General features: G+C 71.5%; 24 protein-coding genes. 11 read left to right on the plus strand and 13 right to left on the minus strand.

Features of this window, described 5'->3' with window-relative positions; all coding sequences use genetic code 11:
* Position 1: 1 nt before the first annotated feature.
* Genes ACZ7LT_RS03030 through ACZ7LT_RS03040 form a run of 3 tightly spaced genes read right to left on the minus strand, consistent with a single transcriptional unit; the run spans position 2 to position 4,506 of the window.
* On the minus strand, positions 2 to 871 hold the full coding sequence (locus ACZ7LT_RS03030) for an HAD family hydrolase (RefSeq protein ID WP_471233377.1): 870 nt from the start codon (positions 869 to 871) through the stop codon (positions 2 to 4).
* On the minus strand, positions 868 to 3,327 hold the full coding sequence (locus ACZ7LT_RS03035; protein ID WP_471233379.1) for a phosphoribosyltransferase: 2,460 nt from the start codon (positions 3,325 to 3,327) through the stop codon (positions 868 to 870). Before ACZ7LT_RS03035 ends, ACZ7LT_RS03030 begins: the two co-directional genes overlap by 4 nt.
* A 15-nt stretch (positions 3,328 to 3,342) precedes the next feature.
* Positions 3,343 to 4,506: an HpcH/HpaI aldolase/citrate lyase family protein gene (locus tag ACZ7LT_RS03040; RefSeq protein ID WP_471233381.1), complete on the minus strand. Its 1,164-nt coding sequence runs from the start codon at positions 4,504 to 4,506 to the stop codon at positions 3,343 to 3,345.
* Between the two features lie 190 nt (positions 4,507 to 4,696).
* On the opposite strand from ACZ7LT_RS03040, the gene ACZ7LT_RS03045 reads away from it, so the two are divergent.
* Positions 4,697 to 5,596, plus strand: a complete 900-nt coding sequence (locus tag ACZ7LT_RS03045) for a TerD family protein (RefSeq protein ID WP_471233384.1) — start codon at positions 4,697 to 4,699, stop codon at positions 5,594 to 5,596.
* A gap of 23 nt (positions 5,597 to 5,619) precedes the next feature.
* On the opposite strand, the gene ACZ7LT_RS03050 is transcribed toward ACZ7LT_RS03045, so the two are convergent.
* From ACZ7LT_RS03050 to ACZ7LT_RS03075, 6 genes are all read right to left on the minus strand, one after another.
* Positions 5,620 to 6,360 (minus strand): TerD family protein, encoded by a 741-nt coding sequence (locus tag ACZ7LT_RS03050; protein WP_471233386.1) that lies wholly within the window; start codon positions 6,358 to 6,360, stop codon positions 5,620 to 5,622.
* A gap of 109 nt (positions 6,361 to 6,469) precedes the next feature.
* Positions 6,470 to 7,615, minus strand: a complete 1,146-nt coding sequence (locus ACZ7LT_RS03055; RefSeq protein WP_471233389.1) for a DUF475 domain-containing protein — start codon at positions 7,613 to 7,615, stop codon at positions 6,470 to 6,472.
* A gap of 48 nt (positions 7,616 to 7,663) precedes the next feature.
* Positions 7,664 to 8,239, minus strand: a complete 576-nt coding sequence (locus tag ACZ7LT_RS03060) for a TerD family protein (RefSeq protein WP_019886006.1) — start codon at positions 8,237 to 8,239, stop codon at positions 7,664 to 7,666.
* A gap of 92 nt (positions 8,240 to 8,331) precedes the next feature.
* The gene (locus ACZ7LT_RS03065) at positions 8,332 to 8,907 is read right to left on the minus strand and encodes a TerD family protein (protein WP_468705497.1); all 576 of its coding nucleotides are present in this window, start codon (positions 8,905 to 8,907) and stop codon (positions 8,332 to 8,334) included.
* Positions 8,908 to 9,019: 112 nt separating this feature from the next.
* Complete coding sequence (locus tag ACZ7LT_RS03070; protein WP_471233394.1) at positions 9,020 to 9,478, minus strand: peroxiredoxin; 459 nt, start codon at positions 9,476 to 9,478, stop codon at positions 9,020 to 9,022.
* Positions 9,479 to 9,582: 104 nt separating this feature from the next.
* Positions 9,583 to 10,014, minus strand: a complete 432-nt coding sequence (locus ACZ7LT_RS03075; RefSeq protein ID WP_019886009.1) for a DUF3052 domain-containing protein — start codon at positions 10,012 to 10,014, stop codon at positions 9,583 to 9,585.
* Between the two features lie 454 nt (positions 10,015 to 10,468).
* Between ACZ7LT_RS03075 and aceE the strand changes: the two genes are divergently transcribed.
* On the plus strand, positions 10,469 to 13,201 hold the full coding sequence (gene aceE, locus ACZ7LT_RS03080; protein ID WP_471233399.1) for a pyruvate dehydrogenase (acetyl-transferring), homodimeric type: 2,733 nt from the start codon (positions 10,469 to 10,471) through the stop codon (positions 13,199 to 13,201).
* 51 nt (positions 13,202 to 13,252) lie between these two features.
* Complete coding sequence (locus ACZ7LT_RS03085) at positions 13,253 to 14,008, plus strand: potassium channel family protein (protein WP_471233402.1); 756 nt, start codon at positions 13,253 to 13,255, stop codon at positions 14,006 to 14,008.
* On the opposite strand, the gene ACZ7LT_RS03090 is transcribed toward ACZ7LT_RS03085, so the two are convergent.
* Together ACZ7LT_RS03090 and ACZ7LT_RS03095 are read right to left on the minus strand one after the other, a co-directional pair.
* Entirely contained in the window at positions 13,989 to 14,369 is a 381-nt protein-coding gene (locus tag ACZ7LT_RS03090; protein WP_471233406.1) for a peptidase inhibitor family I36 protein, read from the minus strand. The two genes, ACZ7LT_RS03085 and ACZ7LT_RS03090, sit on opposite strands and share 20 nt — an antisense overlap.
* Before the next feature lie 198 nt (positions 14,370 to 14,567).
* A complete protein-coding gene (locus tag ACZ7LT_RS03095; protein WP_471233409.1) occupies positions 14,568 to 16,187 on the minus strand; it encodes an MFS transporter in 1,620 nt (539 codons plus the stop codon).
* 126 nt (positions 16,188 to 16,313) lie between these two features.
* Between ACZ7LT_RS03095 and ACZ7LT_RS03100 the strand changes: the two genes are divergently transcribed.
* From ACZ7LT_RS03100 to ACZ7LT_RS03130, 7 genes are all read left to right on the plus strand, one after another.
* Positions 16,314 to 16,943: a TetR family transcriptional regulator gene (locus ACZ7LT_RS03100; RefSeq protein WP_471233412.1), complete on the plus strand. Its 630-nt coding sequence runs from the start codon at positions 16,314 to 16,316 to the stop codon at positions 16,941 to 16,943.
* Between the two features lie 155 nt (positions 16,944 to 17,098).
* Positions 17,099 to 18,310 carry an alpha/beta hydrolase gene (locus tag ACZ7LT_RS03105; RefSeq protein WP_471233414.1) on the plus strand — a complete coding sequence of 404 codons (1,212 nt, stop codon included), beginning with the start codon at positions 17,099 to 17,101 and terminating at the stop codon, positions 18,308 to 18,310.
* Between the two features lie 86 nt (positions 18,311 to 18,396).
* A complete protein-coding gene (locus ACZ7LT_RS03110; protein ID WP_471233417.1) occupies positions 18,397 to 19,272 on the plus strand; it encodes a DUF4429 domain-containing protein in 876 nt (291 codons plus the stop codon).
* A gap of 314 nt (positions 19,273 to 19,586) precedes the next feature.
* Positions 19,587 to 20,840 carry a sensor histidine kinase gene (locus ACZ7LT_RS03115; protein WP_471234774.1) on the plus strand — a complete coding sequence of 418 codons (1,254 nt, stop codon included), beginning with the start codon at positions 19,587 to 19,589 and terminating at the stop codon, positions 20,838 to 20,840.
* On the plus strand, positions 20,837 to 21,520 hold the full coding sequence (locus tag ACZ7LT_RS03120) for a response regulator (protein ID WP_471233419.1): 684 nt from the start codon (positions 20,837 to 20,839) through the stop codon (positions 21,518 to 21,520). The genes ACZ7LT_RS03115 and ACZ7LT_RS03120 overlap by 4 nt, the downstream gene beginning before the upstream one ends.
* Positions 21,521 to 22,080: 560 nt before the next feature.
* The gene (locus ACZ7LT_RS03125; RefSeq protein ID WP_471233422.1) at positions 22,081 to 23,076 is read left to right on the plus strand and encodes an alpha/beta hydrolase; all 996 of its coding nucleotides are present in this window, start codon (positions 22,081 to 22,083) and stop codon (positions 23,074 to 23,076) included.
* Entirely contained in the window at positions 23,073 to 24,263 is a 1,191-nt protein-coding gene (locus tag ACZ7LT_RS03130; protein ID WP_471233423.1) for an acyltransferase family protein, read from the plus strand. The genes ACZ7LT_RS03125 and ACZ7LT_RS03130 overlap by 4 nt, the downstream gene beginning before the upstream one ends.
* 10 nt (positions 24,264 to 24,273) lie before the next feature.
* Here ACZ7LT_RS03130 and ACZ7LT_RS03135 read toward each other — a convergent pair whose 3' ends face one another.
* Positions 24,274 to 25,287: an aldo/keto reductase gene (locus tag ACZ7LT_RS03135; protein WP_471233427.1), complete on the minus strand. Its 1,014-nt coding sequence runs from the start codon at positions 25,285 to 25,287 to the stop codon at positions 24,274 to 24,276.
* Positions 25,287 to 25,736 (minus strand): MerR family transcriptional regulator, encoded by a 450-nt coding sequence (locus ACZ7LT_RS03140; RefSeq protein WP_471233429.1) that lies wholly within the window; start codon positions 25,734 to 25,736, stop codon positions 25,287 to 25,289. Before ACZ7LT_RS03140 ends, ACZ7LT_RS03135 begins: the two co-directional genes overlap by 1 nt.
* Before the next feature lie 68 nt (positions 25,737 to 25,804).
* Between ACZ7LT_RS03140 and ACZ7LT_RS03145 the strand changes: the two genes are divergently transcribed.
* Positions 25,805 to 26,623 (plus strand): serine hydrolase domain-containing protein, encoded by an 819-nt coding sequence (locus ACZ7LT_RS03145; protein WP_471233431.1) that lies wholly within the window; start codon positions 25,805 to 25,807, stop codon positions 26,621 to 26,623.
* Positions 26,624 to 26,628 lie beyond the last annotated feature (5 nt).

Consider the following 26,628-nt stretch of genomic DNA (forward strand, 5'->3'; position numbering starts at 1 on the left):
CCTAGACGAGGCCCACCATCGGCGGTCCGGCCGGGGCGGGGCCGTCGGGCGCCGCCGCCGGGAGCCAGGCGCGGCCCGCGGCGGCGAAGCGGCGGAGGATCTCCTCGCCCGCCGCGACGCCCCGCTCGGTGAGGACGTCCAGGTGGGGGGCGCTCCAGGCGGAGTCGGCGAGTTCGCCGTGGCCCGGGCGCCAGGCGCGGTCGGCGGCCAGGAGCAGATCGGCGTCGAGGAGGGAGTCGCCCGCGGCGAGGGTGAGCGTGGCGCCGCAGCGGCGGGCGACCTCGCGCATGGCGGCGCTCTTGGTGAGCGGCTTGGGGACGGCGTAGACCTTGCGGCCCTGGAGGGAGACCGTCCAGCCGCGTTCGCCGGCCCAGGCCGAGAACTCCGCCAGCCACTCCCCCGGCAGCAGGTCCCGCTCGATCACGAGGTACGTGAACACGTCCTCGGCGACGCGGTGTTTGCGTACCCAGGACGGGTCCGTGGTCGCGACGAGCCGGGCTCGTACGTCCGCGAGCGGCGCGCACTCGGCGGCCAGGCGGCGGACGACGGAGGCGTGCCAGTCGTGGTCGGTGACGCCGTCGACGAGCAGGTGGCCGCCGTTGGCGCAGATCGCGAACCGGGGGGCGGGGCCGGGGAGCTGGATGCGCTGGTACTGCTTACGCGTGCGGGTGGTGGTCGGGACGAAGACGGTGTCCGCGGCGAGTTCGGCGAGCAGCGCGGCGGCGTCCTCGGTCATGTAGGACAGCGGCTTGCTCTCGTGGACCTCGACGCAGAGCAGGCGCGGGGCCTGGGCGTCGGGCATGGCGAGCGCGAGGGCCGCGGAGGAGTAGATCAGCGTGCGGTCGAGGTCGCTGGCGACGAGGACGGTCATGCGTGGGTCACCGCCTTGCCGTCGGCGCCGGTGGCGCCCCGGGTGTAGTGGGGGTGGATCAGTCCGACGCAGCTGTACGGGAGGCCGTCGACCTCCTCGACCGGTACGCCGCGCTGCTGGGCCAGGAGCCGTACGTGGTCGAGGTCGGCGCCCGCGCCGCGCTGGGCGAGGATCTTCCAGGGGACGCGGCGCAGCAGGACCCGGGTGGTCTCTCCGACGCCGGGCTTGACCAGGTTGACGTCGTGGATGCCGTACTCCTCGCTGATCCGCTCGACGGCGGCCCAGCCTTCCCAGGTGGGGGTGCGGTCGGCGCCGAGCAGCTCCTTGACGTCGGCGGCGACGGCGTCGGCGACCTCGTCGAAGCGGGCGGCGACGGTGTCGAGGAAGTGGTTCGACAGGTCGGCGCCGGCGAGCTCGCGGTAGAACTTCCCGCCGTGGAAGTCGTGCGGTCCGACGAGGTCGGCGCGGAGGACCGTCCGCGATATGAGGCCGGAGACCGTGGAGTTGAGGCAGGCGGAGGGGATGAGGAAGTCCTCGCGGGTGCCGTAGACGCGGACGCAGGAGCCGGGGTCGGCGAGGACCGCGATCTCCGGGTCGAAGCCGTCGAAGTCCTTGAGCGCTTCGGCGAGTTCGCGGGTGATGGCGCCCTTGCCGGTCCAGCCGTCGACGAAGACGACGTCGGCGGGGTTGTGGTGGGCGGCGAGCCAGCGCAGCGCGTTGGCGTCGATGCCGCGGCCGCGCACGATGGAGACGGCGTAGTGCGGCAGGTCCAGGCCGTGGCGGTGCTGGGCCCAGCGGCGCATCAGGACCCCGACGGGGGTGCCGGCGCGGGCGAGCGAGACGAGCACGGGGCGGGGCGAGCGCTCGGCGAGGACGGTCTCGGTGACCGTGCCGACGGCGCGGGCGATCCGGGCGGCGGAGGTGTCCAGGGCGGCGTGGAAGAGCTGCTGGTACTGCGGGCTGGGCTGGTACTCGACCGGCAGCGACTCGGCGTAGTGGGCGCCGCCGCTCTGGATGGCCTCCTCGCGCTCCTCGGTGGGGGCCTCCAGCTCGACGTCCGAGAGGTCCTGGAGCAGCCAGCCGACCTCCTCGGGGGCGTACGAGGAGAACGCGGGGCCGCGCAGGGGCTCGGGCAGCATCGGGGCACCTTGGGGTCGTGGAACGTACGACGGGACGACGGCGAGGACGACCCGGGGGATGTGCGTGGTGAGCTGGTGGAGCAGGCCGCCGGGGGCGTGCAGGGCAGGGGTGTCGGCGGCGGAGTCGACGACGAGGACGACGGCGTCGAAGCCGCCGCCGACGACGTTGTAGGCGTACCGCTCGCCGGGGCCGTCGGCCGGGTCGTCGTGGGCGGGGAAGACGAGCCGGGTCCGGATGGCGTATCCGGGGTCGTCGACGGCGAGGACGGGCGAGCGGGTGGTGGTGGAGTACCGCACGTCCGCCCCGCGCTCCTCCAGGGCGACGGCGAGGGCGAGCGGCGCGTACATGAGCTCCTCGAAGCCGAGGACGAGCGTCCGCCCCGCCCCGTCGAGGGCCTCGGCCAGCCGGGCCGCCATCCCCGGCAGGGCCTGGTCGAGCCGGGCGCGGTGGGCGTGGGTGAAGCCGTGCCGCCCGCCGTCCGGAACGCCGTCGGGCCACCCGAGGTCGACCCGTACGGCCGTCGCGGCGGCGGGCGTGACGGCGGGGGCGCCCGGGCCGGTGGGGCCGTGGGCCGCGGCGGCTCCCGGGCCCGCGCCCGGGTCCACGGCCGCCGACACCGCCCGCTCATAGCGCTCGACCAGTGCCCGGCCCTTCTCCAGGACGCCGTCCGGGAGGCGGACCGTGCCCGCCGCGAGGGTGAGCAGGTCGACGGCGGCGCCGGTCTCGGCCGCGAAGGCGGTCAGCCGGGCGTGGTCCTCGGGGGCGCGCATGTCGACGAGGGCGACGATCACATAGCGGTCGCGGGGGTAGCGGCGGTGCAGGTCGCGGATGGTGTTGAGGACGGTGTTGCCGGTGGAGAACTCGTCGTCGACCAGGACCAGCGGGCCGGTGCCGGCGAGCAGCGCCGGGTCCTCCGGGAGCAGCAGGTGGGAGGTGGCGTGGGAGTGGGACTCCTCGAAGCCTCCGGCCGGGGTGAGGCCGGGCACCGGGCGGCGGGTGGAGTGGAGGTAGGGGGCGGCGCCGACGCCGTCGGCGACGGCGTGGCCGAGGCCCGTCGCGGTCTCCGCGTAGCCGAGGACGACCGCGGCCGCCGCGTCGGCGCCGAGCAGCTCCCGGACCCGTACGCCCAGGTCGTACCCGGCGCGGTGGACCACGCTGGGGCGCTGCGGCACATGCTTGCCGAGGATGTTCGACACGAGCAGATGGGCCCGCTTGGGGTTGCGCCGCAGGGCCAGGCCCAGCAGCTCGGGCAGCCGGTCGTCACCGGTCAGTTCGACGCCCAGCCGCTCGGCGACCCACGTTCCCGTCCACACCACGTCGTCCAGTCCCCTTCAGCCGGCCAGTCCGGCGGTGAGCAGTTCCACGAAGCCGACGTCTTCCTTGGCGACGCCGAAGACCTCGGCTCTGCGCAGGGTCCGTTCGGCCCAGGCGCGGTGCGGCTTCACTTCGTTCATCTTGTTCGTGTACGCGGAGCGCAGCACCCCGCCGCCGCCCCGTTCGGGCCGGAGGATGTCCTGCGCGTCGCTGTACTCCTCGTGGCTGACCACGGACAGGGCGTGCACGGGCAGGACGTGCGAGGGGTGGATGCAGGTCTTGCCGAGCAGGCCGTTGGCGCGGTCGAGCTCGATCTCGCGGAGCAGTCCGTCCATGTCGTGTTCGATGAGCGCGGTGCGCAGCTCCTCGGCGCGGCCTTCCATGAAGGGGCTGCGGCGCAGCTGCGGTTTGAACATGCGCTCCTGGAGCCGGAAGTACTCCCAGACGGGTCCGGTGATGGTGAAGCCGGTGCCGTCGGAGCGGCCGAGGACGTTGACGACGTCGGCGATGACATGGGCGACGAGCTGGACGTCGTAGGCGGTCATGTCGGGCGAGCGGCGCAGGCCGTAGGCGGAGCAGAAGTCGGTGACGCCCAGGCGCAGGGCGAGGACCCGGTCGCGGTACTTGTCGACGGTGCGGGCGATCCCGGCGAGGGTCTCGGCGCGGGTTTCGAGGTGGAGCAGCTGGGGCGATTCGAGGACGGGCATGGCGAAAAGGCGCCGCCCGGCCTCGGTCTCGGCGACGGCGAGGGCCTCCATGAACGGGACGCCGCGTTCCTCGGTGAACTTCGGCAGGACGAATCCGGACAGGTGCCGGACGGCTGGGCCGAGTCTTCGGACGAGGTCCGGTATCTGGAGCGGCTCGCGCACCCGGATGAAGAGCAGGGGCGATTCCGCGCCACGGGCGTCGAGGTCGGCGAACTGCCGGACGAGATTGGTCTCGGCCGCCTCCACGTCCCGGTCGTCGATGGAGTCCTCCAGGCAGAGCACCATCGACACGACGCCCCGTGCGGTCTGCTTGAGTACGTCGTCGGCGAGGTGGGGCCTGGTCGCGGGCGAGTAGAGGGTGGCGCCGAGAGCGGCTGCCAGGGTCCTCGCGGGAGAGTCGGAGTCGAACTCACCGGGCTCCTGATGGAACAGCCCGGCTCGAACAGAGGATGGGATATGCCCGAAATGACGCATGAGAATCCCCCGAACTGCCGTGACGGCCCTGACAACATGTGGCCGGTAATAGTACGTAGGGACGGGTGTCAAGAGTTCCCCATGTCCATGAAATTCAGGTGACCCGTCTGCTTCGTGTCCGTGTCCTGAGCGTAGGCCACGGGGGAGCTCGGGTGCCCCGCGTTGTCCGCGGGGCCTGCGGGAAGGCAGGATGACCGGCATGACGCACGCGATGCTGAAGGGCTCGAACGTCCCTCTTGACGCCGCGGCCGTACGGGCCGTACTGCGCTGGACCCCGGGCGCCGGCGTACCCGACGTGGACGCCTCCGCCCTGCTCCTCGGCACCGACGGCCGTGTGCGCTCCGACGAGGACTTCGTCTTCTACAACCAGCCGCGCCACCCCTCGGGTCTGGTGCGTCGGCTGTCCAAGAAGCGGGTGGCCCAGGCGCTGACCGACACCGTGGAGGCGGATCTGGCGGCGCTCGACCCGTCCGTGGACCAGGTGGTGCTGGCCGCCTCGTCCGACGGGGACACCTTCCAGCACGTCCAGGACTTGCGGATCCTGCTGTACGACGCGGGCGCGGCCGAGGGCGAACCGCTGGCCGTCTTCGACGTGAAGGCGGAGACCGGCGAGGAGACCGCGATCATCTGCGGCGAGCTCTACCGGCGGGGGGAGGGCTGGAAGTTCCGCGCGGTCGGCCAGGGCTATCCGACGGGTCTGGTCGGTCTTGCGACGGCGTTCGGCATCTCGGTGGACGAGGGCGCGCAGGACGGCGAGGACGCCCCGGCCGCGGCCGCGGAGGGCGCCGCCACGCAGGCCCCGGCCCCCGCTCCCGTACCGGGCGCCGACGACGCGACCGCGCATCTGCCCGCCCCGCCCCAGCAGCCCCCGGTGCCGGTCGGCGTGCCGCCGCAGCCGACCGCCCCGCCCGGGCCCGCCTACGGCTACCCGCACGCCGCTCCGGAGGCTCCCGCCCCCGCCTACGGCTATCCGCAGCCGTCGTCGGCGCGGCCCTCGTACGGCTATCCGCAGCCCGCCGCGGCGGCCGCCCCGGCACCGGACCCGAACTTCACGCTGCCGCCGATGGGCCCGCAGTTCGTCCGCCCGTAGCGGCACCCCGCCCGTCACGGCGCTCAGGTCTTCGCCTTGTAGCCGCGCCCCCACTGCAAGCCCCAGCCGTACAGCCGGTCCAGCTCCGCCTGGAAGCCGTAGACGAACTTCACCTCACGCCGGACGATCAGCTCGCCCTTGACGTTCTCCATGGAGAACACCGCGCAGGAGCGGGCCTGGGGCGCGCGCTCGTCCAGCTCGATCTCGATCCGGGGGCCGCTGCTCGGGTAGAGCGTCATCGTGGCGTGGGTGCGGTCGAAGGCCGGCGTCTGGTCGTAGATGTAGACGAAGAACAGCAGCCGCTTGATCTCGTCCCGGTGGTCGAGGTTGACGAATATCGTCTCGCCCGACGGAGACCCGAACCGGTCGTCGCCGCTGAGCTTCACGTACGGCGCGGTGTTCAGGTCCCCGAAGAAGCCGCCCAGCGGCTGGACGACGCCCTTGCTGCCGTCGGCGAGCTCGTACAGGCAGCCGATGTCCAGGTCGACGTTGACCACGCCCTGAGTGTGGGCCTGGACGACGTCCGGCTTGAAGAGCTTGGAGGGGTGGCGCAGCAGCCGGCCGCTCTGCTTGGAGCGGCCCTCGATGTCCGAGGTGCGCATGCGCCAGGAGAGGTTCACCCGGAGGTTGCCGGTGGCGGCGCCCTGTTTGGTCAGGGAGACCGAGGGGCGGCGTTTGGTGAGGTCGATGGCGTTGCTCGCGGCGCTGCCGGAGTCGAACTGCGCCGTCGCCCTGCCCTGAAACAGGCTGTCCCAGAAGGCCATGCCCCCACCCCCCTCTGCCCCGCTCCCACGGGGTCCCCTGCGGATGTGCCGACGGGGCGGCCGGGTGCACCGGCCGCCCCGTCAGAAGCGTTCCTCGTCGGCGGGGCCGTCACACCCCGGAGGACACCTCGGCCTTGTCGCCCGAGGGGTCAGCTTTTCCCTCGGCCTGCGCGATCCGCTTGTTGCGGACCAGGGAGGACCAGAAGGAGAGTGCGATCAGCACGACACCGATGGTGCCGGTGATGAGCTCGCTGATCTCGTGCTCGATGGTGATGAGCAGGATGACGGCGAGCGCGCCGATGGCGTAGTGGGCGCCGTGCTCCAGGTAGACGTAGTCGTCCAGGGTGCCCTGGCGGACCAGGTAGACCGTGAGCGACCGGACGTACATGGCACCGATACCGAGGCCGAGCGCCATCCAGAAGATGTGGTTGGTGATGGCGAAGGCGCCGATGACACCGTCGAAGGAGAAGGAGGCGTCGAGAACTTCCAGGTACAGGAAGAGGAAGAACGCCGCCTTGCCGGCCAGACCGACCGCGGAGACCGGCTTGCCCTCGGCCTTGGCCTTCTCCTCCTCCTCGTGCTCGCGCTCCTCCTCCTCTTCCAGCTTGTTCTCGAAGAAGCCGGAGAGACCGCCGACGATCAGGTACGTGATCAGACCGGCGACGCCGGAGAGCAGCACGGTCGTGGACTTGTCCTGGTAACCGGTGCTGGTGTGCGCGTGGGTGGCGAAGGTCATCGCGGTGGCCAGCAGCACGATGAGCGCGATGCAGGCCGACAGCATGTCGACCTTGCCGAACTTGGCCAGCGGCCGCTCCAGCCAGCCGAGCCACTTGATGTCCCGGTCCTCGAAGATGAAGTCGAGGAAGATCATCAGGAGGAACATGCCACCGAAGGCGGCGATCGCCGGGTGCGCGTCAGTCACCAGGGCCTCGTACCGCCCAGGATCGTCCATGGCGAGCTGGACGGCCTCGATGGGGCCGACCTTGGCACTGATGGCGACGATGGCGACGGGGAAGACCAGCCGCATGCCGAAGACCGCGACGAGAATGCCGACCGTCAGGAAGATCTTCTGCCAGAAGGCGTTCATCTTCTTCAGGATGCCGGCGTTGACGACCGCATTGTCGAAGGACAGTGAGATCTCGAGGATCGACAGGATCAGTACGACCCCGAACGCCTCCCACCCCCACTGCCACGCGGCGAAGGCCAGGCCGAGCGCAGTGACTGCGAACGACCAGCCGAAGGTTTTCAGGACCACTGGCTACCCAATCGTTGTGTACGGGGCTCCCCCGCGCCGTACCCGGCTTTACGAAACGTTGACCCCGAAGTCTAGAGCGATGCCTCGGAGCCCCGACGCGTACCCCTGCCCGACGGCACGGAACTTCCACTCACCGCCGTACCGGTACAGCTCGCCGAAGATCATCGCGGTCTCCGTCGAGGCGTCCTCGGAGAGGTCGTAGCGGGCGAGCTCCTGGCCGTCCGCCTGGTTCACGACGCGGATGAAGGCGTTGCTGACCTGGCCGAACGTCTGGCCGCGGTTGTCGGCCTCATGGATCGAGACCGGAAAGATGATCTTGTCGACATGGGCCGGCACCTTCACGAGGTCCACGATCAGCGACTCGTCGTCGCCGTCGCCCTCGCCCGTCAGGTTGTCGCCGGTGTGCGTCACCGAGCCGTCGGGGCTCGTCAGGTTGTTGTAGAACACGAACCACTCGTCGCCCAGCACTCGGCCGGACTGGCACAGCAGCGCGCTGGCGTCGAGGTCGAAGTCCGCCCCGGTGGTCGAGCGCGCGTCCCAGCCGAGCCCGACCAGGACCTGGGTGAGGTTGGGTGCGGCCTTGGAGAGGGAGACATTGCCTCCCTTGGCGAGTGTGACGCCCATGACGATGGATCCTCCCCGGTCAGGTGTTACTCGAAGAAGGCGCGTCCGGCGCCGCACTCACGTGCGGCGCCGGACGGTTCTGGTGTGGCGGCTCAGACGTTCACGCCGAAGTCCTGCGCGATGCCGCGCAGGCCCGAGGCGTAGCCCTGGCCGACGGCGCGGAACTTCCACTCCGCGCCGTTGCGGTACAGCTCGCCGAAGACCATGGCGGTCTCGGTCGAGGCGTCCTCGGAGAGGTCGTACCGGGCGATCTCCGCGCCACCGGCCTGGTTCACGACGCGGATGAACGCGTTGCGGACCTGGCCGAAGGACTGCTGGCGGTTCTCGGCGTCGTAGATCGACACCGGGAACACGATCTTGGCGACATCGGCAGGGACGCCGGCCAGGTTGACCTTGACCTGCTCGTCGTCGCCCTCGCCCTCACCGGTCAGGTTGTCACCGGTGTGCTCGACCGAGCCGTCCGCGCTCTTCAGGTTGTTGAAGAACACGAAGTCCTGGTCGTTGCGGACCTTGCCCTCGGCGTTGACCAGGATCGCGCTGGCGTCGAGGTCGAAGTCCGTACCGGTGGTGGTACGGACGTCCCAGCCCAGACCGACGGTGACATCCGTCAGGCCCGGGGCCTCCTTGGTCAGCGAGACGTTGCCGCCCTTGCTGAGGCTGACTCCCACGAGTCCCTCCATTGGTTTTCAGGGGCAGCGCCCCCGTCGTGCGTTGGCATCGGATCAACGACTGGATCCTAGTGACGGGTTCCCCGTCGAAACAGACACTTCGCCCGAGTGTTCAGAGGGTGTCGAGAGCCTTCACGTAGTCGTTCAGGTCCCGGGCGTCCGGCAGCTCGTTGACGACGGTCCAGCGGACCGTGCCCTCCTTGTCGATGATGAAGGTGCCGCGCACGGCGCAGCCCTTGTCCTCGTCGAAGACGCCGTACGCGCGCGACGCCTCACCGTGCTTCCAGAAGTCGGAGAGCAGCGGGTACTCCAGGCCTTCCTGCTCGGCGAAGACGCGCAGGGTGTGGATGGAGTCGTTGGAGACCGCGAGCAGCTGGGTGTCGTCGTTGACGAACTTGGGAAGCTCGTCGCGCAGGGCGCACAACTCACCGGTGCACACGCCGGTGAAGGCGAAGGGGTAGAAGAGCAGCACCACGTTCTTCTCACCATGGAAGTCCGAGAGCCGCACGGTGCGGCCGTGGTTGTCCTTGAGCTCGAAGTCCGGGGCCTTGGTGCCGACCTCGATCGCCATGTCAGACGCTTCCCTTCACTGGGCCGAAGTAGTGAAGACCCAGACTACGCACAGAGCCCCCGCCGACGGAGGTCGGCGGGGGCTCTGGATTGCTGGGGGAAGGCTCAGCGGCGGCCGGCCTTGGGGGCGACCAGGCGGCTGCCCGACCACTCCTTGGCCACACTGATGCTCTTCGTCTGGGAGAGACCCGCGGTCTGGGCGGCGTCGCTGATGTCACTGGGCTCGATGTAACCGTCCCGGCCCGTCTTGGGCGTCAGCAGCCAGATGACTCCGCCATCCTCGAGGAGACCGATGGTGTCCACCAGGGCATCCGTGAGGTCGCCGTCCTCGTCCCGGAACCAGAGCACGACGCCGTCTGCGACGTCGTCGTACTCCTCGTCGACGAGATCCTGGCCGATGATGGCCTCGATGCCTTCACGGAGCTCGTGGTCGACGTCGTCGTCGAAGCCGATCTCCTGGACCACCTGTCCGGGCTCGAACCCCAGCCTCGCTGCCGGGTTGGTCCGCTCCTCCGCGTGGTCCGCGGTCGCGCTCACGGCTTGCCTCCTGATCGTTTTTGGATAGTGCTGCGGGCCGCGCGCGTACGCGCGGCGTTGGCCGTAGTCCACACGGGCTGGGCGGATCGCGCAAGTACCCGGCCGTCGAGACCGCCGAAACGGTGACGTTTGGGGCCGTCTCGCCGCAACTTCAGTCACTGCGGTGAGCCGCCCTCGTGATCCATGCCACACCACTTGCCCGTGTTTGTCGCGTTCTACGGTAAGGCCGGGGACCAGGTAAGGGACCCGTACGGGTCCCGTGGGGATCGAGTGCACCTTCCAAAGTCGAACCGGCCGACGAAACAGCTGGTCGGGTTGGGCGTAAGGTTGCGATTTGGCCGAACTGAGGACCCAGGCGTGGTTACCCCTCGGTAGAGATGACGTTTACGCCTGCGGGGTACACGATGGACATCCCGTACTCCCCGTAGGCACCACCGAACAGCGAAGGAAAAGCGTGGCTTCCGGATCCGATCGCAACCCGATCATCATTGGCGGCCTTCCCAGCCAGGTCCCGGACTTTGATCCCGAAGAGACCCAGGAATGGCTCGACTCGCTCGACGCCGCCGTCGACGAGCGGGGCCGCGAGCGGGCCCGCTACCTGATGCTCCGCCTGATCGAGCGGGCCCGTGAGAAGCGCGTGGCCGTGCCCGAGATGCGCAGCACGGACTACGTGAACACCATCGCCACCAAGGACGAGCCGTTCTTCCCGGGCAACGAGGAGATCGAGCGCAAGGTCCTCAACGCGACCCGCTGGAACGCGGCGGTGATGGTCTCGCGCGCGCAGCGCCCGGGCATCGGGGTCGGTGGGCACATCGCCACCTTCGCCTCGTCCGCCTCGCTCTACGACGTCGGCTTCAACCACTTCTTCCGCGGCAAGGACGAGGGCGACGGCGGCGACCAGATCTTCTTCCAGGGCCACGCGTCGCCCGGCATCTACGCCCGCGCGTTCCTGCTCGACCGCCTGAACGAGACCCAGCTCGACGCCTTCCGCCAGGAGAAGTCGAAGTTCCCCAACGGCCTGTCGTCCTACCCGCACCCGCGGCTGATGCCGGACTTCTGGGAGTTCCCGACCGTCTCGATGGGCCTCGGCCCGCTCGGCGCGATCTACCAGGCCCGGATGAACCGCTACATGGAGGCGCGCGGTATCGCCGACACCTCCAAGTCGCATGTGTGGGCGTTCCTCGGCGACGGCGAGATGGACGAGCCGGAGTCGCTCGGCCAGCTGTCCATCGCCGCCCGTGAGGGCCTGGACAACCTGACCTTCGTCGTCAACTGCAACCTGCAGCGGCTCGACGGCCCGGTGCGCGGCAACGGCAAGATCATCCAGGAGCTGGAGTCGCAGTTCCGCGGCGCCGGCTGGAACGTCGTCAAGCTGGTCTGGGACCGCTCCTGGGACCCGCTGCTCGCGCAGGACCGCGACGGTGTGCTCGTCAACAAGATGAACACCACGCCCGACGGCCAGTTCCAGACGTACGCCACCGAGACCGGCGCGTACATCCGCGACCACTTCTTCGGCGACGACCACCGGCTGCGCGCGATGGTCGAGAACATGACCGACGACCAGATCCTGCACCTGGGCCGTGGCGGTCACGACCACAAGAAGATCTTCGCCGCGTTCGCCGCGGCCAAGGCCCACAAGGGCCAGCCGACGGTGATCCTCGCCAAGACGATCAAGGGCTGGACGCTGGGTCCCAACTTCGAGGGCCGCAACGCCACGCACCAGATGAAGAAGCTCACGGTCGACGACCTCAAGGGCTTCCGCGACCGGCTGCACATCCCGATCACGGACAGGCAGCTGGAGGAAGGCCTTCCGCCGTACTACCACCCGGGCCGTGACTCGGAGGAGATCCAGTACATGCACGACCGCCGCAAGGCGCTGGGCGGGTACGTCCCCACCCGTGTCGTGCGGTCGAAGCCGCTGGTCCTCCCCGAGGAGAAGACGTACGCCGCGGTGAAGAAGGGCTCCGGCCAGCAGTCGATCGCCACCACGATGGCGTTCGTCCGGCTGCTCAAGGACCTGATGCGGGACAAGGAGATCGGCAAGCGGTTCGTGCTGATCGCGCCGGACGAGTACCGCACCTTCGGTATGGACTCGTTCTTCCCGAGCGCCAAGATCTACAACCCGCTGGGCCAGCAGTACGAGGCCGTGGACCGCGAGCTGCTGCTCGCCTACAAGGAGTCCCCCACCGGGCAGATGCTGCACGACGGCATCTCCGAGGCGGGCTGCACGGCCTCGCTGATCGCGGCCGGTTCGGCGTACGCCACGCACGGCGAGCCCCTGATCCCGGTCTACGTCTTCTACTCGATGTTCGGTTTCCAGCGGACCGGCGACCAGTTCTGGCAGATGGCCGACCAGCTGGCGCGCGGTTTCGTGCTCGGTGCGACCGCGGGCCGTACGACCCTGACCGGTGAGGGCCTCCAGCACGCGGACGGCCACTCGCAGCTGCTCGCCTCCACGAACCCCGGCTGCGTCGCCTACGACCCGGCCTTCGGCTTCGAGATCGCGCACATCGTCAAGGACGGTCTGCGGCGGATGTACGGCGAGAAGCCCGAGGACGTCTTCTACTACCTGACCGTCTACAACGAGCCGATCCAGCACCCGGCCGAGCCCGCGGACGTGGACGCCGAGGGCATCCTCAAGGGCATCTACCGCTTCAAGGCCGGCGAGGCGGGCGCGATCCCGGCGCAGATCATGGCGTCCGGTGTCGCGGTGCCGTGGGCGGTCGAGGCGCAGCGGATCCTCGCCGAGGAGTGGAACGTCAAGGCCGACGTCTGGTCGGCGACCTCCTGGAACGAGCTGCGCCGGGACGCCGTCGAGGTGGAGGAGTACAACCTGCTCCACCCCGAGGAGGAGCAGCGCGTCCCCTATGTCACGCGGAAGCTCCAGGGCGCGCAGGGTCCGTTCGTGGCCGTCTCGGACTGGATGCGGTCGGTTCCCGACCAGATCTCGCGCTGGGTGCCGGGTGCGTACACCTCGCTGGGCGCCGACGGCTTCGGCTTCGCGGACACCCGCGGCGCCGCCCGCCGCTACTTCCACATCGACGCCCAGTCGATCGTCCTCGCGGTGCTCACCGAGCTCGCCCGGGACGGCAAGGTGGACCGTTCGGTGCTGAAGCAGGCCGTGGACCGCTACCAGCTCCTGGACGTGACCGCCGCCGACCCGGGCGCCGCCGGCGGAGACGCGTAGCGAAAGGTGCGGGGGGAATACGACCCCCCGCACCGCCTTACGATTCCCGGCATGAAGGATCGCTGGGAGAAGCGCACCCAGACGCCACTGCTGGCCTTGGCAGTGGCGTTCGGCGTTGCTTACGCCGTACCCATCGTCGTGCCCGACGCCGACCCGTGGGTGCATGAGGTGTGCACGGCGGTGGAGTGGCTGGTGTGGGGCGCGTTCGCCCTGGACTATGTCGTACGGCTCGTCCTGGCTCCGGCCAAGTGGCAGTTCGTACGTAGCCATCCGCTGGATCTGCTGGCCGTGCTGCTGCCGCTGGTGCAGCCGCTGCGGCTGCTGCGGCTGGTCTCCACGCTGCTGCTGGTCGGGCGGCGGGCGAGGATGGCGCCGCAGATCACGCTCACCACCTATGTGGCGGGCGCGGTGGTGGGGCTGATGATGTTCGGGTCGCTGGCCGTGCTGCATGTGGAGCGGGGCGCGCCGGACGGCAACATCAAGACGCTCGGGGACGCGGTGTGGTGGTCGTTCACCACGATGACGACCGTGGGGTACGGCGACCACGCGCCGACCACCGGGCTCGGGCGGGTCCTCGCGGTGGGCCTGATGCTCTCGGGGATCGCGCTGCTCGGTGTGGTCACCGCGAACATCGCGGCCTGGTTCATCTCCCGGTTCGAGCGCGACGACGAGGTGGAGCGCCGGCAGACCGCGCTCCTTGAGGCGCTCACCCATGAGGTCATGGAGCTGCGCGCGGAGGTGGCGCGGCTGTCGGCGCCGCCCGAGCGGACGGTGGACGTACCGGCGCCTACGTCTCCCAGATCTTGAAGGCCCGTACGAGATACGGGGAACGGGGCACCCAGGTCCCCTTGCCGGGATAGGTCTCGAACTGGCCGGTCTCCGCGCAGGCCGCCGACTGGTAGGCGGTGACCGGCCGGCCGACGCGGTTGGCGAGGGACTCGGCGGTGACGCCCGCCGGGAGCGCGACACAGCTGTCGATGTCGGTGTCGGCGAGCTCGTACGTCTGCCTGGCGCCCCGGAAGTCGGCGCCCGGCCAGAGGCAGAGCGCCCCGGGCGCGCAGGAGCCGAGCCGGGGCGGCGGGGCGGCCGTGGCGGTGGCCGGCAGGGCGGTGAGCAGCGTCGCCGCGAGGGCGGCGGTGAGGATCGTCTTCGTGGTCTTGGTACGCATCGTGGTGGAACCCCCCGTGTGGTGACTGTCCGTGATCGGGAGCTTGGTGGGGCGACCGGCCGGCACGGAAGAGCGTCCGGGGCGATCCACCCGGATAGGTGAACAGCCCCGCCGGACGGACCGGCGGGGCTGTCGTACGTACTGTGTTGACGCGTCGGACGGGGCGCGCGTCAGAGATGGCGCGCCAGAGGTGGCGCGTCAGATGTGGGCGCCGCCCGCGCCCGCCTCGGCGTTCTCGCCGCGCTTGGTGAACACCGCGACCAGCGCCGCGACGACCGCCACGACACCGGCGACGGTGAAGGCGAGGCCCATGCCCGACATGAAGGTGTCGTGGATGACGCCGCCGATCTTGGCGAAGAGGTCGGGCGTCATGCCGGGTGCCTTGGCCATCTCGGCCGGAACCATGCCGAACTCGGCGGCCTGCTCCAGCTTCGGGTCCGGCGGCACGGGGATGCCGGCCTTCTCCCAGTTCTCCGCGAAGGCGCTGCTGACCTTGGAGGACATCACGGCGCCGAGCACTGCGGTGCCGAGCGCGCCGCCGACCTGCATGGCGGCCTGCTGGAGGCCGCCGGCGACGCCGGAGAGCTCCAGCGGGGCGTTGCCGACGATGACCTCGGTGGCGCCGACCATGACCGGCGCGAGGCCGAGACCGAGGAGGGCAAACCACAGGGACATGGCCAGCGTGCCGGTTTCGGCGGTGAGCGTGATCATGCCGAACATCGCGACGGCGGTGCAGACCATGCCGCCGACCAGCGGGATGCGCGGGCCGAACTTGGTGATCAGCACGCCGGCGAGCGGCGAGGAGACGATCATCATGGCCGTCAGCGGCAGCAGGTGCAGACCGCTGTCGACCGGGCTGAGGCCCTTGACGCCCTGGAGGTAGAAGGTCACGAAGAAGAGGCCGCCCATGAAGGCGAAGGCCATCAGGACCATCAGCACCACACCGGCCGACAGCGGGACCGAGCGGAACATGCCCAGCGGGATGAGCGGTTCCTTGACCTTGCTCTCCCAGAGGGCGAAGAGCACGAAGAGCAGGACCGCGCCGCCCAGGAACGCCCAGGTGTTGCCGCTCGCCCAGCCCCAGGACTCGCCGGCCTTGATGATGCCCCAGATGAGGGACGCCATCGCGCCGGAGAGCAGCAGGATGCCGACGAGGTCGAAGGAGCGCGGCGCGTTCTCGGCGCGGTGGTCCTTGAGGATCACCAGACCGAAGACGAGCGCGATCACGCCGACCGGCACGTTGATGAAGAAGACGGACTGCCAGCTGACGTGCTCGACGAGCAGGCCGCCGACGATCGGGCCGCCCGCCGTGGAGGCGCCGATGACCATGCCCCAGATGCCGATGGCCATGTTCAGCTTCTCGGCGGGGAAGGTGGCGCGCAGCAGGCCGAGCGCCGCCGGCATCAGCAGGGCACCGAAGAGGCCCTGAAGCACCCGGAAGCCGATGACCAGGGCGATCGAGTCGGAGAGACCGATCGCGCCGGAGGCGGCGGCGAAGCCCGCGATGCCTATGAGGAAGGTCTGGCGGTGGCCGAAGCGGTCACCGAGCTTGCCGGCGGTGATCAGCGCGACGGCGAGCGCCAGAAGATAGCCGTTGGTGATCCACTGGACGTCGGCGAGCGAGGCGCCGAGGTCCTTCTGGATGGCGGGGTTGGCGATCGCGACGATGGTGCCGTCGAGCGCGACCATCATCACGCCGATGGCCACGGCGAACAGCGTCAGCCAGGGATGGCCGCGCAGCCCCTTGGACGGCGCGACGGCGGGATCCTGGCCGCCAGGGCCCAGCGGCGCCTTGTCGATGGTGGTCTGACTAGTCATGCGAGCAGGCTAATGTCAGCCACTGACAATTGACAAAGCAATTCACACGTCGGTAACTGTCATGTAGCTCACAGGTACACCCCAGTACCCTGAGCGGTCGAAGTGGCAGAAAGAAGGACCATCGACGTGACGGTTTCCGGCCTCCGGGAACGGAAGAAGCAGCGCACGCGGGACGCCCTCGTACGCGTCGCTCTGGAGCTCTTCACCACCAAGGGCTACGAGCGCACGACCGTCGACGAGATCGCGGGCGCTGTCGAGGTCTCCCAGCGCACCTTCTTCCGCTATTTCGCGAGCAAGGAGGAGGTCGCCTTCGCCGTCCAGCAGATGGTCGAGGAGCGCTTCTACGAGGCGCTGGTCGAGCGGCCCGCCGAAGAGGCGCCGTTCGACGCGATGCGCAACGCGGTGCTGAGCGCCTGGGACACCATCGGTGAGGCGATCGAGGCGGTCGTACCGGTCGAGTTGCATCTGCGGATGTTCCAGGTCATCGAGTCGACCCCCGCCCTGCTCGCGGTGCACCTGCGCCGCGCCACGGAGATGGAGGAGCGGATCGCCCGGCTGATCGCCGAACGCGAGGGCCTGGACGTGGACGCGGACCCGCGCCCGCGGGTGGCGGTGGCGGCGTTCAGCGGGGTGATGCGGGTGGCCGGGCAGCTGTGGGGCCGGGGCACGGAGCTGACGGTCTGCGCGATGAGGGACCTGACGGAGACGTACCTCGATCATCTGGGGCCGGCGCTGGCGACGGAGTGGCGGGACTGAGAGGTCTCCGCGGGTCGAACAGGGCCGCGGGCTCGGCGGAGCGTACCGGGTTCGGGTACGGAGCGTGACCTTACTCGCGCGTAGCCCCCGGCCAGGGCGTGATCCACATCACCCTCGGCCCGGGTGGGTGCGGGACTCTCCTAGGGTGTCCCGCAGTGACTTCTTTCGACGCCTCCCCCACGCTCTCCGTCTGGCGCATGCTGCTCGCGCTCGCCGTCGTGTTCGTCCTGCTGGCCACCACCGGCTGGACCACGATCCGGCATCAGCGCGGGTCGGGCGAGTCTCCACAGGCCGCTCTCGCCGCCTGGCGGCACGCCCGGGTCGACGGCCTGCCCCTGCCGGACGCCGCCTCGCCGCCGTCCGCCGTCGCCGCGTTCTTCGCCTCCCTGAGCGACTCCGAGCGCACCTGGCTCGCCGAAGAGCACCCGCTCGTCGTCGGCAACCTCGACGGCGCCCCGGTCACCCTGCGCTATCGCGCCAACCGGCACGCCCTCGACCGCGCCCTGCGCGCCGAACGGACGCGGGTGGACGACTCCCGGCTCTCGGCCGCCGGCCGCCACGAGGCCGTACGACGCGTGCACCGCTTCGAGTCGCTGATGCGCGAGGACCGGCAGATCCTCGCCTTCGACCCGACCGGTCCGGGGCGCGCAGCCGAGGTGCTCGGCAACCTCGACCGGGCCGAGCGGGTCTCCGTGATCGTGCCGGGCGTCGACACCAATCTGCTCACCTTCCAGAAGACCCACCGCAAGTACTCGGCTCCGGCCGGGATGGCCCAGTCGCTGTACGCCGCCGAGCGCGGGGCCGCGCCCGGCACCCGGACCGCGGTGATCGCCTGGGCCGACTACACGGCGCCCGCCGGGGTCGGCGTGGACGCGGCGACCGGGCGGCTCGCCGAGAACGGCGCCGTACGCCTGCTCCGCCTGGTGGACGCGCTGCCGGCCCACGCGCGCGTGGCGCTGCTCTGCCACAGCTACGGCTCCGTGCTGTGCGGGGTCGCGGCGCCCTCGCTCCCGGCGCGAGTGACCGATGTGGCGGTGGCGGGCAGCCCCGGTATGCGGGTGCGCAACGCGGCCGAGCTGAAGACGCGGGCGCGGGTGTGGGCGATGCGGGACGCGGACGACTGGATCCAGGACGTGCCCCATCTGGAGGTCGGCGGGGTGGGCCACGGGGCCGACCCGGTGGCGCCGGAGTTCGGGGCGCGGGTGCTGTCGGCCGCCGGGGCGGCCGGGCACGCAGGCTATTTCGAGCCGGGTACGGAGAGCCTCCACAACCTCGCCGAGATAGGGGCCGGGACGTACGAGGGCCTCACGTGCGCGAGCGCCGCGGCAGCCTGCCGCAGTGGAATTTCCGGCGGAACCGGCGTCTGACCGGATCCGACGCGCGTAGAGCGGACGCGAGTTCGGCCACGTTCCGAGGGGCGACGTGCGGGCGCCCGCCGCCTACGATGAGGCGCATGGGTGATGTGCTGGCCGGAATTCATGCCACCTGGGAATTTGAGACCGACGCCGTGCTCATCCGCTTCGACCGGGGGATACGTACGCCGAAACTCTTCCAGGCGCTGCGCGAACGGCGCGTGCCGCACGAGGCGTTGGCGGCGGTGACGCTCTCCCCGGGCAAGCGGGGCACGGTCGTGCTGCACGCCGTGCCGAGACCGGGGGCGGACCCCCTGATGGAGGCCGCGGCGGGGCAGCTGAAGGAGGGATGCGATCCGTACCGGCTGGTGCTGCCGGCCGAGCGGGAGACGCTGGCGGAGTACTACGCGGACGAGCTCCGGGCGGAGCTGGGACCGGCGGCCGGGGAGCCCGCGGGGCACTTCCTGGTGGCGGCACCCAAGGCACCGCTGCACTTCAAGGCGTACGACGCGAAGGCGTCCTTCGACGGGCGGCAGGTGTCGTTCCGGTGGTTCTGGACGGGGGCGTCGTCGGCGAAGTGGAAGGCGGGCGACCAGAGCTTTCCGGTGGGTGAGCTGAGCGGCGTCGAATGGCGCTCGCCCGACGTCTTCGACGGCTACCTCCGGCTGCTGCGCCGGGGCGACGCGACCCGGCCCGCCCAGGCCGACCAGGACCCGGCGGCGGTCGTCTTCGGCCTCGGCTACGGCCCGGTGCACGAATCGCTCCCCTTCGCGGCGGCGGTCCTCTCCGCCACCCGCGCCACGAGCCCCTCCCCGGCACCGCTCCCGGCGGGCGCGGTGGGAGCGGCGGGCGCCGGTGGCCGGGACCCGGCGACGATCGCGGACCGGATCCGGCACCTGGGGGAGCTGCACCAGGCGGGGCTGGTGACGGACGAGGAGTTCACGGCGAAGAAGGCGGAGTTGCTGGCGGAGTTGTGAGCGGGGGCGGGAGCTCGGGCGGATGCGGCAGGCGGGCGGAGGCTCGGGGAGGGTGCCGGCCAGGACGATGGCGGCGTTGATGAGGACGGCGAGTCCGACGCCGTCGAGGACAGGGCCGGTGCCGGTGCGGCCGCGGATGTGGCGGTTCGGCCGCGCGCGGTCCGCGTCGCACGGGCGCCGCGCGTCGGTGCGGCGGCCGGGGTCATACCGTGGTACGACCCCGCACCCCGCACCCCGGTATGACGCCTCCCGGGGCGCCGGCTGCCTAGGCTGAACGGGCCATGAGTACCCACACCCCGGCCGCCCCGGTCCGCATGATCCGCTCGGTCGCCGGAGCCGCCACCGCGCTCGCGACCCCCACCCGGCCCGACACACCGCTGCTCGCGCACGCCTCGTCGCGGTGGCTGCGGCTGCTGCCCTACGTCGTCGCGCTGGCTCTCGTCAGCTCGCTGCTGCCGGTCACCGTCACCGTGCTGGTCAACGACTACCAGGTCAACGGCGCCCTCGCCGGCGCCCTCGCCACCGCGCAGGCCGCGCCGCTGCTGCTTGCCGTCTCGCGGCCCCTGCAGGCCTGGTGGATCGTGTTCGCCGCCGACGTCCTCGGCGCGGTGGTGCTCCTCGGCGCGGACGGGGGCGCCGGGCGCTCCTGGCCGTGGACCCCGATGATCGTCGTCGGCTATCTCGCCCTGCTGATCCCGCTCGGGCTGCGCGAGCCCCGCCGCACGCTGGTGGGCGTCTGGCTGGTGACCGGCACGGCCGGGCTCGTCTTCGAGCTGGTCTCCGCCGAGCGCAGCGACGGCATCGGACTGCTGCTGTTCGTCCTCGGCGGGGTCGTCCTGCTGCTCTCCGGCGCGCTGCGCGAGCGCGGCGACGCCGAACGCCGCCTCGTCGAGCAGGCGACCATCAGCGAGGCCGAACGCTCCCGGCGCACCCTGCTGGAGGAACGCACCCGGATCGCCCGCGAGCTGCACGACGTGGTCGCCCACCACATGTCGGTGATCACCGTCCAGGCGGACTCGGCGCCGTACCGCATCCCGGAGCTGCCCGAGGCGGCCCGCGAGGAGTTCTCCTCGATCGCGGCGAGCGCCCGGGAATCCCTCACCGAGATGCGGCGGCTGCTCGCGGTGCTCCGCAGCGACGGCACGGAGGGCGAACGGGCCCCGCAGCCGGGCCTGTCGCGGGTGCAGCAGCTGGTGGAGGCGACGGTACGGGCGGGGGTGCCGGCCCAGCTGTCGATGCCGGCCGAGCTCGGGGACGTACCGCAGGCCGTGGACCTGTCCGCGTACCGGATCGTGCAGGAGGCGCTCGCCAATGTGGTGCGCCACGCGCCGGGCGCGCCGACGCGGGTGTCGGTCTCGGCGCACGGCGAGTGGCTGACGGTGCTGGTGGTCAACGGCCCGCCGGAGGAGGCCGGTTCGCCGCTGGAGACGTCGGGCACCGGGCACGGGCTGGTCGGGATGCGGGAGCGCGTACGGTTGACCGGCGGCACGCTGGACACCGGGCCGCTGCCGGACGGCGGCTTCCGGGTCGCGGCCCGGCTCCCGCTGCGTACGGAGGACGGCTCGTGACCATCCGCGTGATCATCGTCGACGACCAGGCCATGGTGCGGGCGGGGTTCGCCGCGCTGCTCTCGGCGCAGGCCGACATCGATGTGGTGGGCGAGGCGCCGGACGGGCGGCAGGGCGTGGAGGTGGCGCGTTCGACGCATCCGGACGTGGTGCTGATGGACGTACGGATGCCGGAGATGGACGGGCTCGCGGCGGCGCGGGAGATTCTGTCGCCGCCGGTGGGGGTTGTGCATCGGCCGAAGGTGCTCATGCTGACCACGTTCGACGTGGACGACTACGTGTACGAGGCGCTGCGGGCGGGCGCGTCGGGCTTCCTGCTGAAGGACGCGCCGCCGGCGGACCTGATCTCGGCGGTCCGAGTGGTGGCGGCGGGCGAGGCGCTCCTCGCGCCGTCGGTGACGCGCCGCCTGATCGCCGACTTCGCGGCGCAGCGGTCGGCGCCGCGGGGGGACCGGGGGGCGCTGGCGCTGCGGCTGAACGGCCTGACGCCGCGTGAGACGGAGGTCCTGGAGCTCATCGCGCGGGGCCTGTCGAACCAGGAGATCGCGGAGCGGCTGGTCCTGGCGGAACAGACGGTGAAGACGCACATCGGGCGGGTGCTGGCGAAGCTGGACCTGCGGGACAGGGCGCAGGCGGTGATTTTCGCGTACGAGGCGGGGGTGGTGACGCCGGGGCGCTGACGGGTCGCTCCGCCGGTTCGGGGTGCCGCGGCGGTGCGGGGCGCGTGGCGTTCGTGGCCGCCGGGGTCGTGCGGGGCGCGTGGCGTTCGTGGCCGCCGGGGTCGTGCGGGGCGCCGGGCGGTCGGGGTGGGCCGGGACCGAAAAGGGCACCGCCCGTCGGGGCGTTGTGCCCACCCGTTCCGCCCCAGCGGAACGTATGCCCACAACGGGCACGTACCCGCGCGGCGCGAAGCCGCCGCACCCAACGAGGGCCCCTGCCATGCGGCGCGAAGCTGCCGCGCCCCAACCCGGGACGGGGCACCGCCCCCGCAAGCCCCCCGGGGCCCGGGGCGTCGGCCCCAAACAACACACCCCACCCGCCCCCGGCAGGGTTTCGGGAAGGGGCGGGGTGGGGGAAATCCACCCCGCCGGCACCACCCCCGCCCGGGGGTTTGCCCCACCCCCCTCCCCTACTCCGGTAGCACGTCCGACTTGGCACCCCGGTGTGACGTGGCGTCACCCAATCCCTTCCTACCTTCCTCCCGTCAACGACGAGGCGGAGAAGGAAGAGGGGGCGCGAGATGCGGCGCTTCAAGAGGACCATGGCCGTGGGCGCGCTGGTGGGTATGGGGGTCGCGGGGACCGTCGGGTGGGTCGGCGCCGGTGGGGAGCGGGCCGTCACCGGGGCGCCGCCGGGGGTTGGGGCGTGGCAGGACGCCGGGTTGCCGGATCCCGAGGGGATGAGTGCCGAGGGCGTCGCGCGGTACTTCGGCGGGCTCAGCCAGGACCGTCAGCGGGCGCTCGCCGAGGCGTACCCCCTGGTCGTGGGGAACCTCGACGGCGCCCCCGTCGCCCTGCGCTACGCCGCCAACGCCCGCGCCCTCGCCGCCGACGGCCGGTTCGGGCAGTACGCCGGGCAGCGGGTCCTCGCCTTCGACCCGCGCGGCCGGGGCCAGGTCGCCGTCGTGTACGGGGACCTGGGCGCCGCGCGGAACGTCGCCGTCGTCGTACCCGGCTCCGACATCGACGCCGGGCACAGCGCGCCCCTCCTCGACCAGGCCACGTCACTGCGGCGCGCCACCGGCGGGCGGACCGCGGTGATCGCCTGGGCCGGTTACACCACCCCCGTCGGCGTCGGGCTCGACGCCGCCACCGGCGACCTGGCCGAGGCCGGGGCCGAGCGGCTGAGACGGTTCACGGACGGGCTGGCCGCGACCGGCTCCCCCGAGCCGTCGCTGTTCTGCCACAGCTACGGCTCCGTGGTGTGCGGGCTCGCCGCCTCCCAGCTCAAGGCGAAGGACCTGGTGGTCCTCGGCTCCCCGGGCATGCGCGCCGACAACGTACGGCAGTTGCACGCCTCCGCGCGGGTGTGGGCCGCCAAGGACCCGAGCGACTGGATATCGAAGGTGCCGCACGTGCGGTTCGCCGGGCTCGGGCACGGCACCGACCCCGCCTCCCCGGCCTTCGGTGCCCGCGTCGTCCCCGCCGCCGACGCGGTCGGCCACAACGGCTACTTCGCGTCCGGCACCCAGTCGCTGCGTACGTTCGCCGCCATCGCCACGGGAGAGGCAAAGTGAAGGCACTGATCGAGAGGATCGAGGGGCGCACCCCGGGCCACCGCGACCGGGCGATCGACGGGCTGCGCGCCCTCGCCCTGCTGGCGGTCCCCACCGGTCACTGGCTGCTCGGCGGCTTCACGGTCTCCGACGACGGGGCGATCCACAACGCCAGCCCGCTCTCCGCCTTCGGCGGCTTCGCCCCGGTCAGCTGGGTGCTCCAGATGCTGGGCATCTTCTTCCTGGTCGGGGGGTACGCATCGGTGCTTTCGTACACCCGGCGCACGGGCTCGACCCGTGACTGGCTCACCCAACGACTCGCCCGGCTCGGGCGGCCCGTGCTCGGGGTCACCGCCGTCTGGGCGGTGCTGCTGCCGCTGCTGCACCACGGCCTCGGCGTCCCGGCCGACACGTTGCGGACTGCGTCGACGCTGGTCGTGCAGCCGCTGTGGTTCGTCGGCGTGTACGCGGTGGTCACGGCCCTCACGCCGTACTGCGTCCGGGCCGCGCACCGGCTCGGCGCCTGGGCGGCGGCGCCGCTGCTCGGCACGGTCGCCGTGGTCGACTTCCTGCGGTACGGGCCGTACGCCGAGGCGATGCCCGGCTGGCTGAGCGTGGTGAACATCCTGCCGGGCTGGATGTTCGCCTACCAGCTGGGCGTCGCCTGGGGCCTGGGCAGGCTCGGCCGGCGGCACGCCTGGGCGCTGCTCGTCGGCGGCGCCGTGCTCTTCGCGGCCCTGCTGGCCGTCTTCGGCTACCCCGCCTCGATGGTCGGTGTCCCCGGCGAGACCCGGACCAACTCGCATCCGCCCTCGCTGCTGGTCCTCGCGCTGGCCGCGGCGCAGAGCGGCGCCGCGATCCTGCTGCGGGACCGAATCGCCAGGGCCCTGCGCAGGCCCGCCCTGTGGGCACCGGTCGTGGTGATCAACCTGTCCGCGATGACGATCCTGTGCTGGCACCAGACGGCGATGCTGGCCGCCGCGATCCCGGCGTCGTTCGCCGGGGAGGTCCCGGGCCTGACGACGGCCCCCGACACCCTGGGCTGGGTCCTGGCCCGGGTGGCCTGGCTGCCGCTCTTCGCCGGCCTGCTCGTCCTCATCGGCCGGTACGCCCGCGGTTTCGAGTCCCCGTGGGCGAACACCGGCACAGCCCTGCGCGCGACCGCGGGGGTCCTCGCCGCCGGCTTCGCGGTGTTCGCCCTCGCCTGAAGCGACAGAGCTACTCGCGGTTGACGGAGGTGAACGACATGTCCGGGTACCTGTCCCCCGCCACCTGGCCGGCGATCGGCTCCAGGAGCGCGAGGTCGGCCTCGGTGAGGGTGATCCGGGTCGCGGCCGCATTCTCCAGGAGTCGGGCGCGCTTGCGGGTGCCCGGGATGGGGACGACCGTCAGGCCGTGGACCGAGGCCCGCTGCTGGACCCACGCCAGGGCGATCTGGGCCGGCGTCGCGCCGTGGGCCTCCGCGATCTTCCGGACCGGGGCCAGGAGGGCCGCGTTGCGCTCGGCGTTCTCGCCGGAGAACCGGGGCTGGAACTTACGGAAGTCGCTCTCCTGGAGGTCCTTGGCCGCGTCGGCGAACGCGCCCGTCAGGAAGCCCCGGCCGAGCGGCGAGTACGGCACGAAGGTCACCCCGAGCTCGGCCGCGGCGCCGACCGCGCTGCGCTCCACGTCACGGGAGAAGAGCGACCACTCCGACTGGAGCGCGGCGATCGGGTGCACGGCGTGCGCCTCGCGCAGCTCGGCGCCGGTGACCTCGCTGAGACCGAGGTGCTTGACCTTGCCCTCCCGTACGAGCTCGGCCATCGCGCCGATCGACTCGGCGAACGGTACGGCCGGGTCGCGGCGGTGCATGTAGTAGAGGTCGATCGTCTCGACGCCGAGGCGGCGCAGGCTCCGCTCGACGGCCTGCTTGATGTAGGCGGGGTCGTTGCGTATGCCCCGGTAGTGGGGGTCGTCGGTGCGCTCCATGGCGAACTTGGTCGCCAGGGTGATCTCGTCGCGGTGCGCGGCGACGAAGGGCGCGAGGAACTCCTCGTTGGCGCCGCGCCCGTAGATGTCGGCCGTGTCGACGAGGGTGACCCCGGCCTCCAGGGCGGCGTCGAGGGTGTCGCGGGCGGCGGCCTCGTCGGTCTCTCCGTAGAACTCGCTGATGCCCATGGCGCCGAAGCCCTGGACCCCGATCTCGGGCCCGTCCGTGCCGAGCCGGGTCGTGCCGATCTTCTCCGTACGCATCAAGCCGTCTCCGCATCCGAGTACATGTTGATCTTGTAGTCGAGTACGGCGAGCGCGTCCTGGAGCTCCGCGACCCGGGACAGGACGTCCCGGCGGGTGGCCTCCAGCAGCGCGCGCCGCTCGTCGACGGTGTGGTCGCCCTGCCGCACGAGCTCCGCGTACCGCACCATCGAGGCGACCGGCATCCCGGTCAGCCGCAGCTTGCCGACGAAGGTGAGCCAGTCGAGGTCCCGGTTGGTGAAGCGGCGCTGGCCGGTGTGCGAGCGGTCGATGTGCGGCATCAGCCCGATCCGCTCGTACCAGCGCAGGGTGTGCGCGGACAGACCGGTCCAGGCGGCGACCTCGCTGATCGTGTAGCGGTCCTGGCCGTGGGGGCGGGGGTGCCCCGGCGGCCGCCCTTCGCAGCCGGTGGTGGCCGGGGACTGCGGGCTGCTCTCGATCACCGTCATGCCTCCACGCTAGGACCTTGGAGTGCACTCGAAGCAAGGCCGGACGGGGAGCAAGTAGGCTCGGGCGCATGCAGAGCCTGGCGTTGATCGAGAACTGGCCGGTCCCCACCGCGGCCGCCGCCGTCGTCCGCGCGGACGGAACCGTCGCCGGGACGCACGGCCCCACCGGCCGGCGTTTCCCGCTGGCGTCGGTGACCAAACCGCTCGCCGCGTACGCGGTTCTCGTCGCGTACGAGGAGGGGGCGGTCGACCTCGACGAGCCGGCCGGGCCCGAGGGCGCCACGGTCCGTCATCTGCTCGCGCACACCTCCGGTCTGGCCTTCGACGAGCCGAAGGTGATGGCCGCGCCCGGGACCCGGCGGATCTACTCCAACGCCGGTTTCGACGCACTGGCCGACCATGTCACCAAGGCGACGGACATTCCGTTCGCCGACTATCTGCGCCAGGCGGTGCTCGAGCCGCTGGGCATGGCGTCCACGACGCTGGAGGGCTCGCCCGCCAAGGACGGCGTGTCCACGGTCGACGACCTGGTGCGGTTCGCGGCAGAGGTGCAGGCGCCGCGGCTGCTCGACGCCCGTACGGTCCTGGAGGCGATGACGGTCGTCCACCCGGGCCTGACCGGGATCCTGCCCGGCTACGGCCACCAGAAGCCCAACGACTGGGGTCTGGGGTTCGAGATCCGGGACGGCAAGTCACCGCACTGGACGGGTGCTTCGTCCAGCCCTCGCACGTTCGGGCACTTCGGGCAGTCCGGTACGTTCCTGTGGATCGACCCGGACGCGCGCGCGGCGTGTGTCGCGCTGAGCGACCGGGCGTTCGGGCCGTGGGCGGTCGAGGCGTGGCCGCCGTTCACCGACGCGGTCCTGGCCGAGCTGCGCGGCGCGTGACACAG

It is taken from the genome of Streptomyces sp. NPDC039465, from assembly GCF_055639315.1.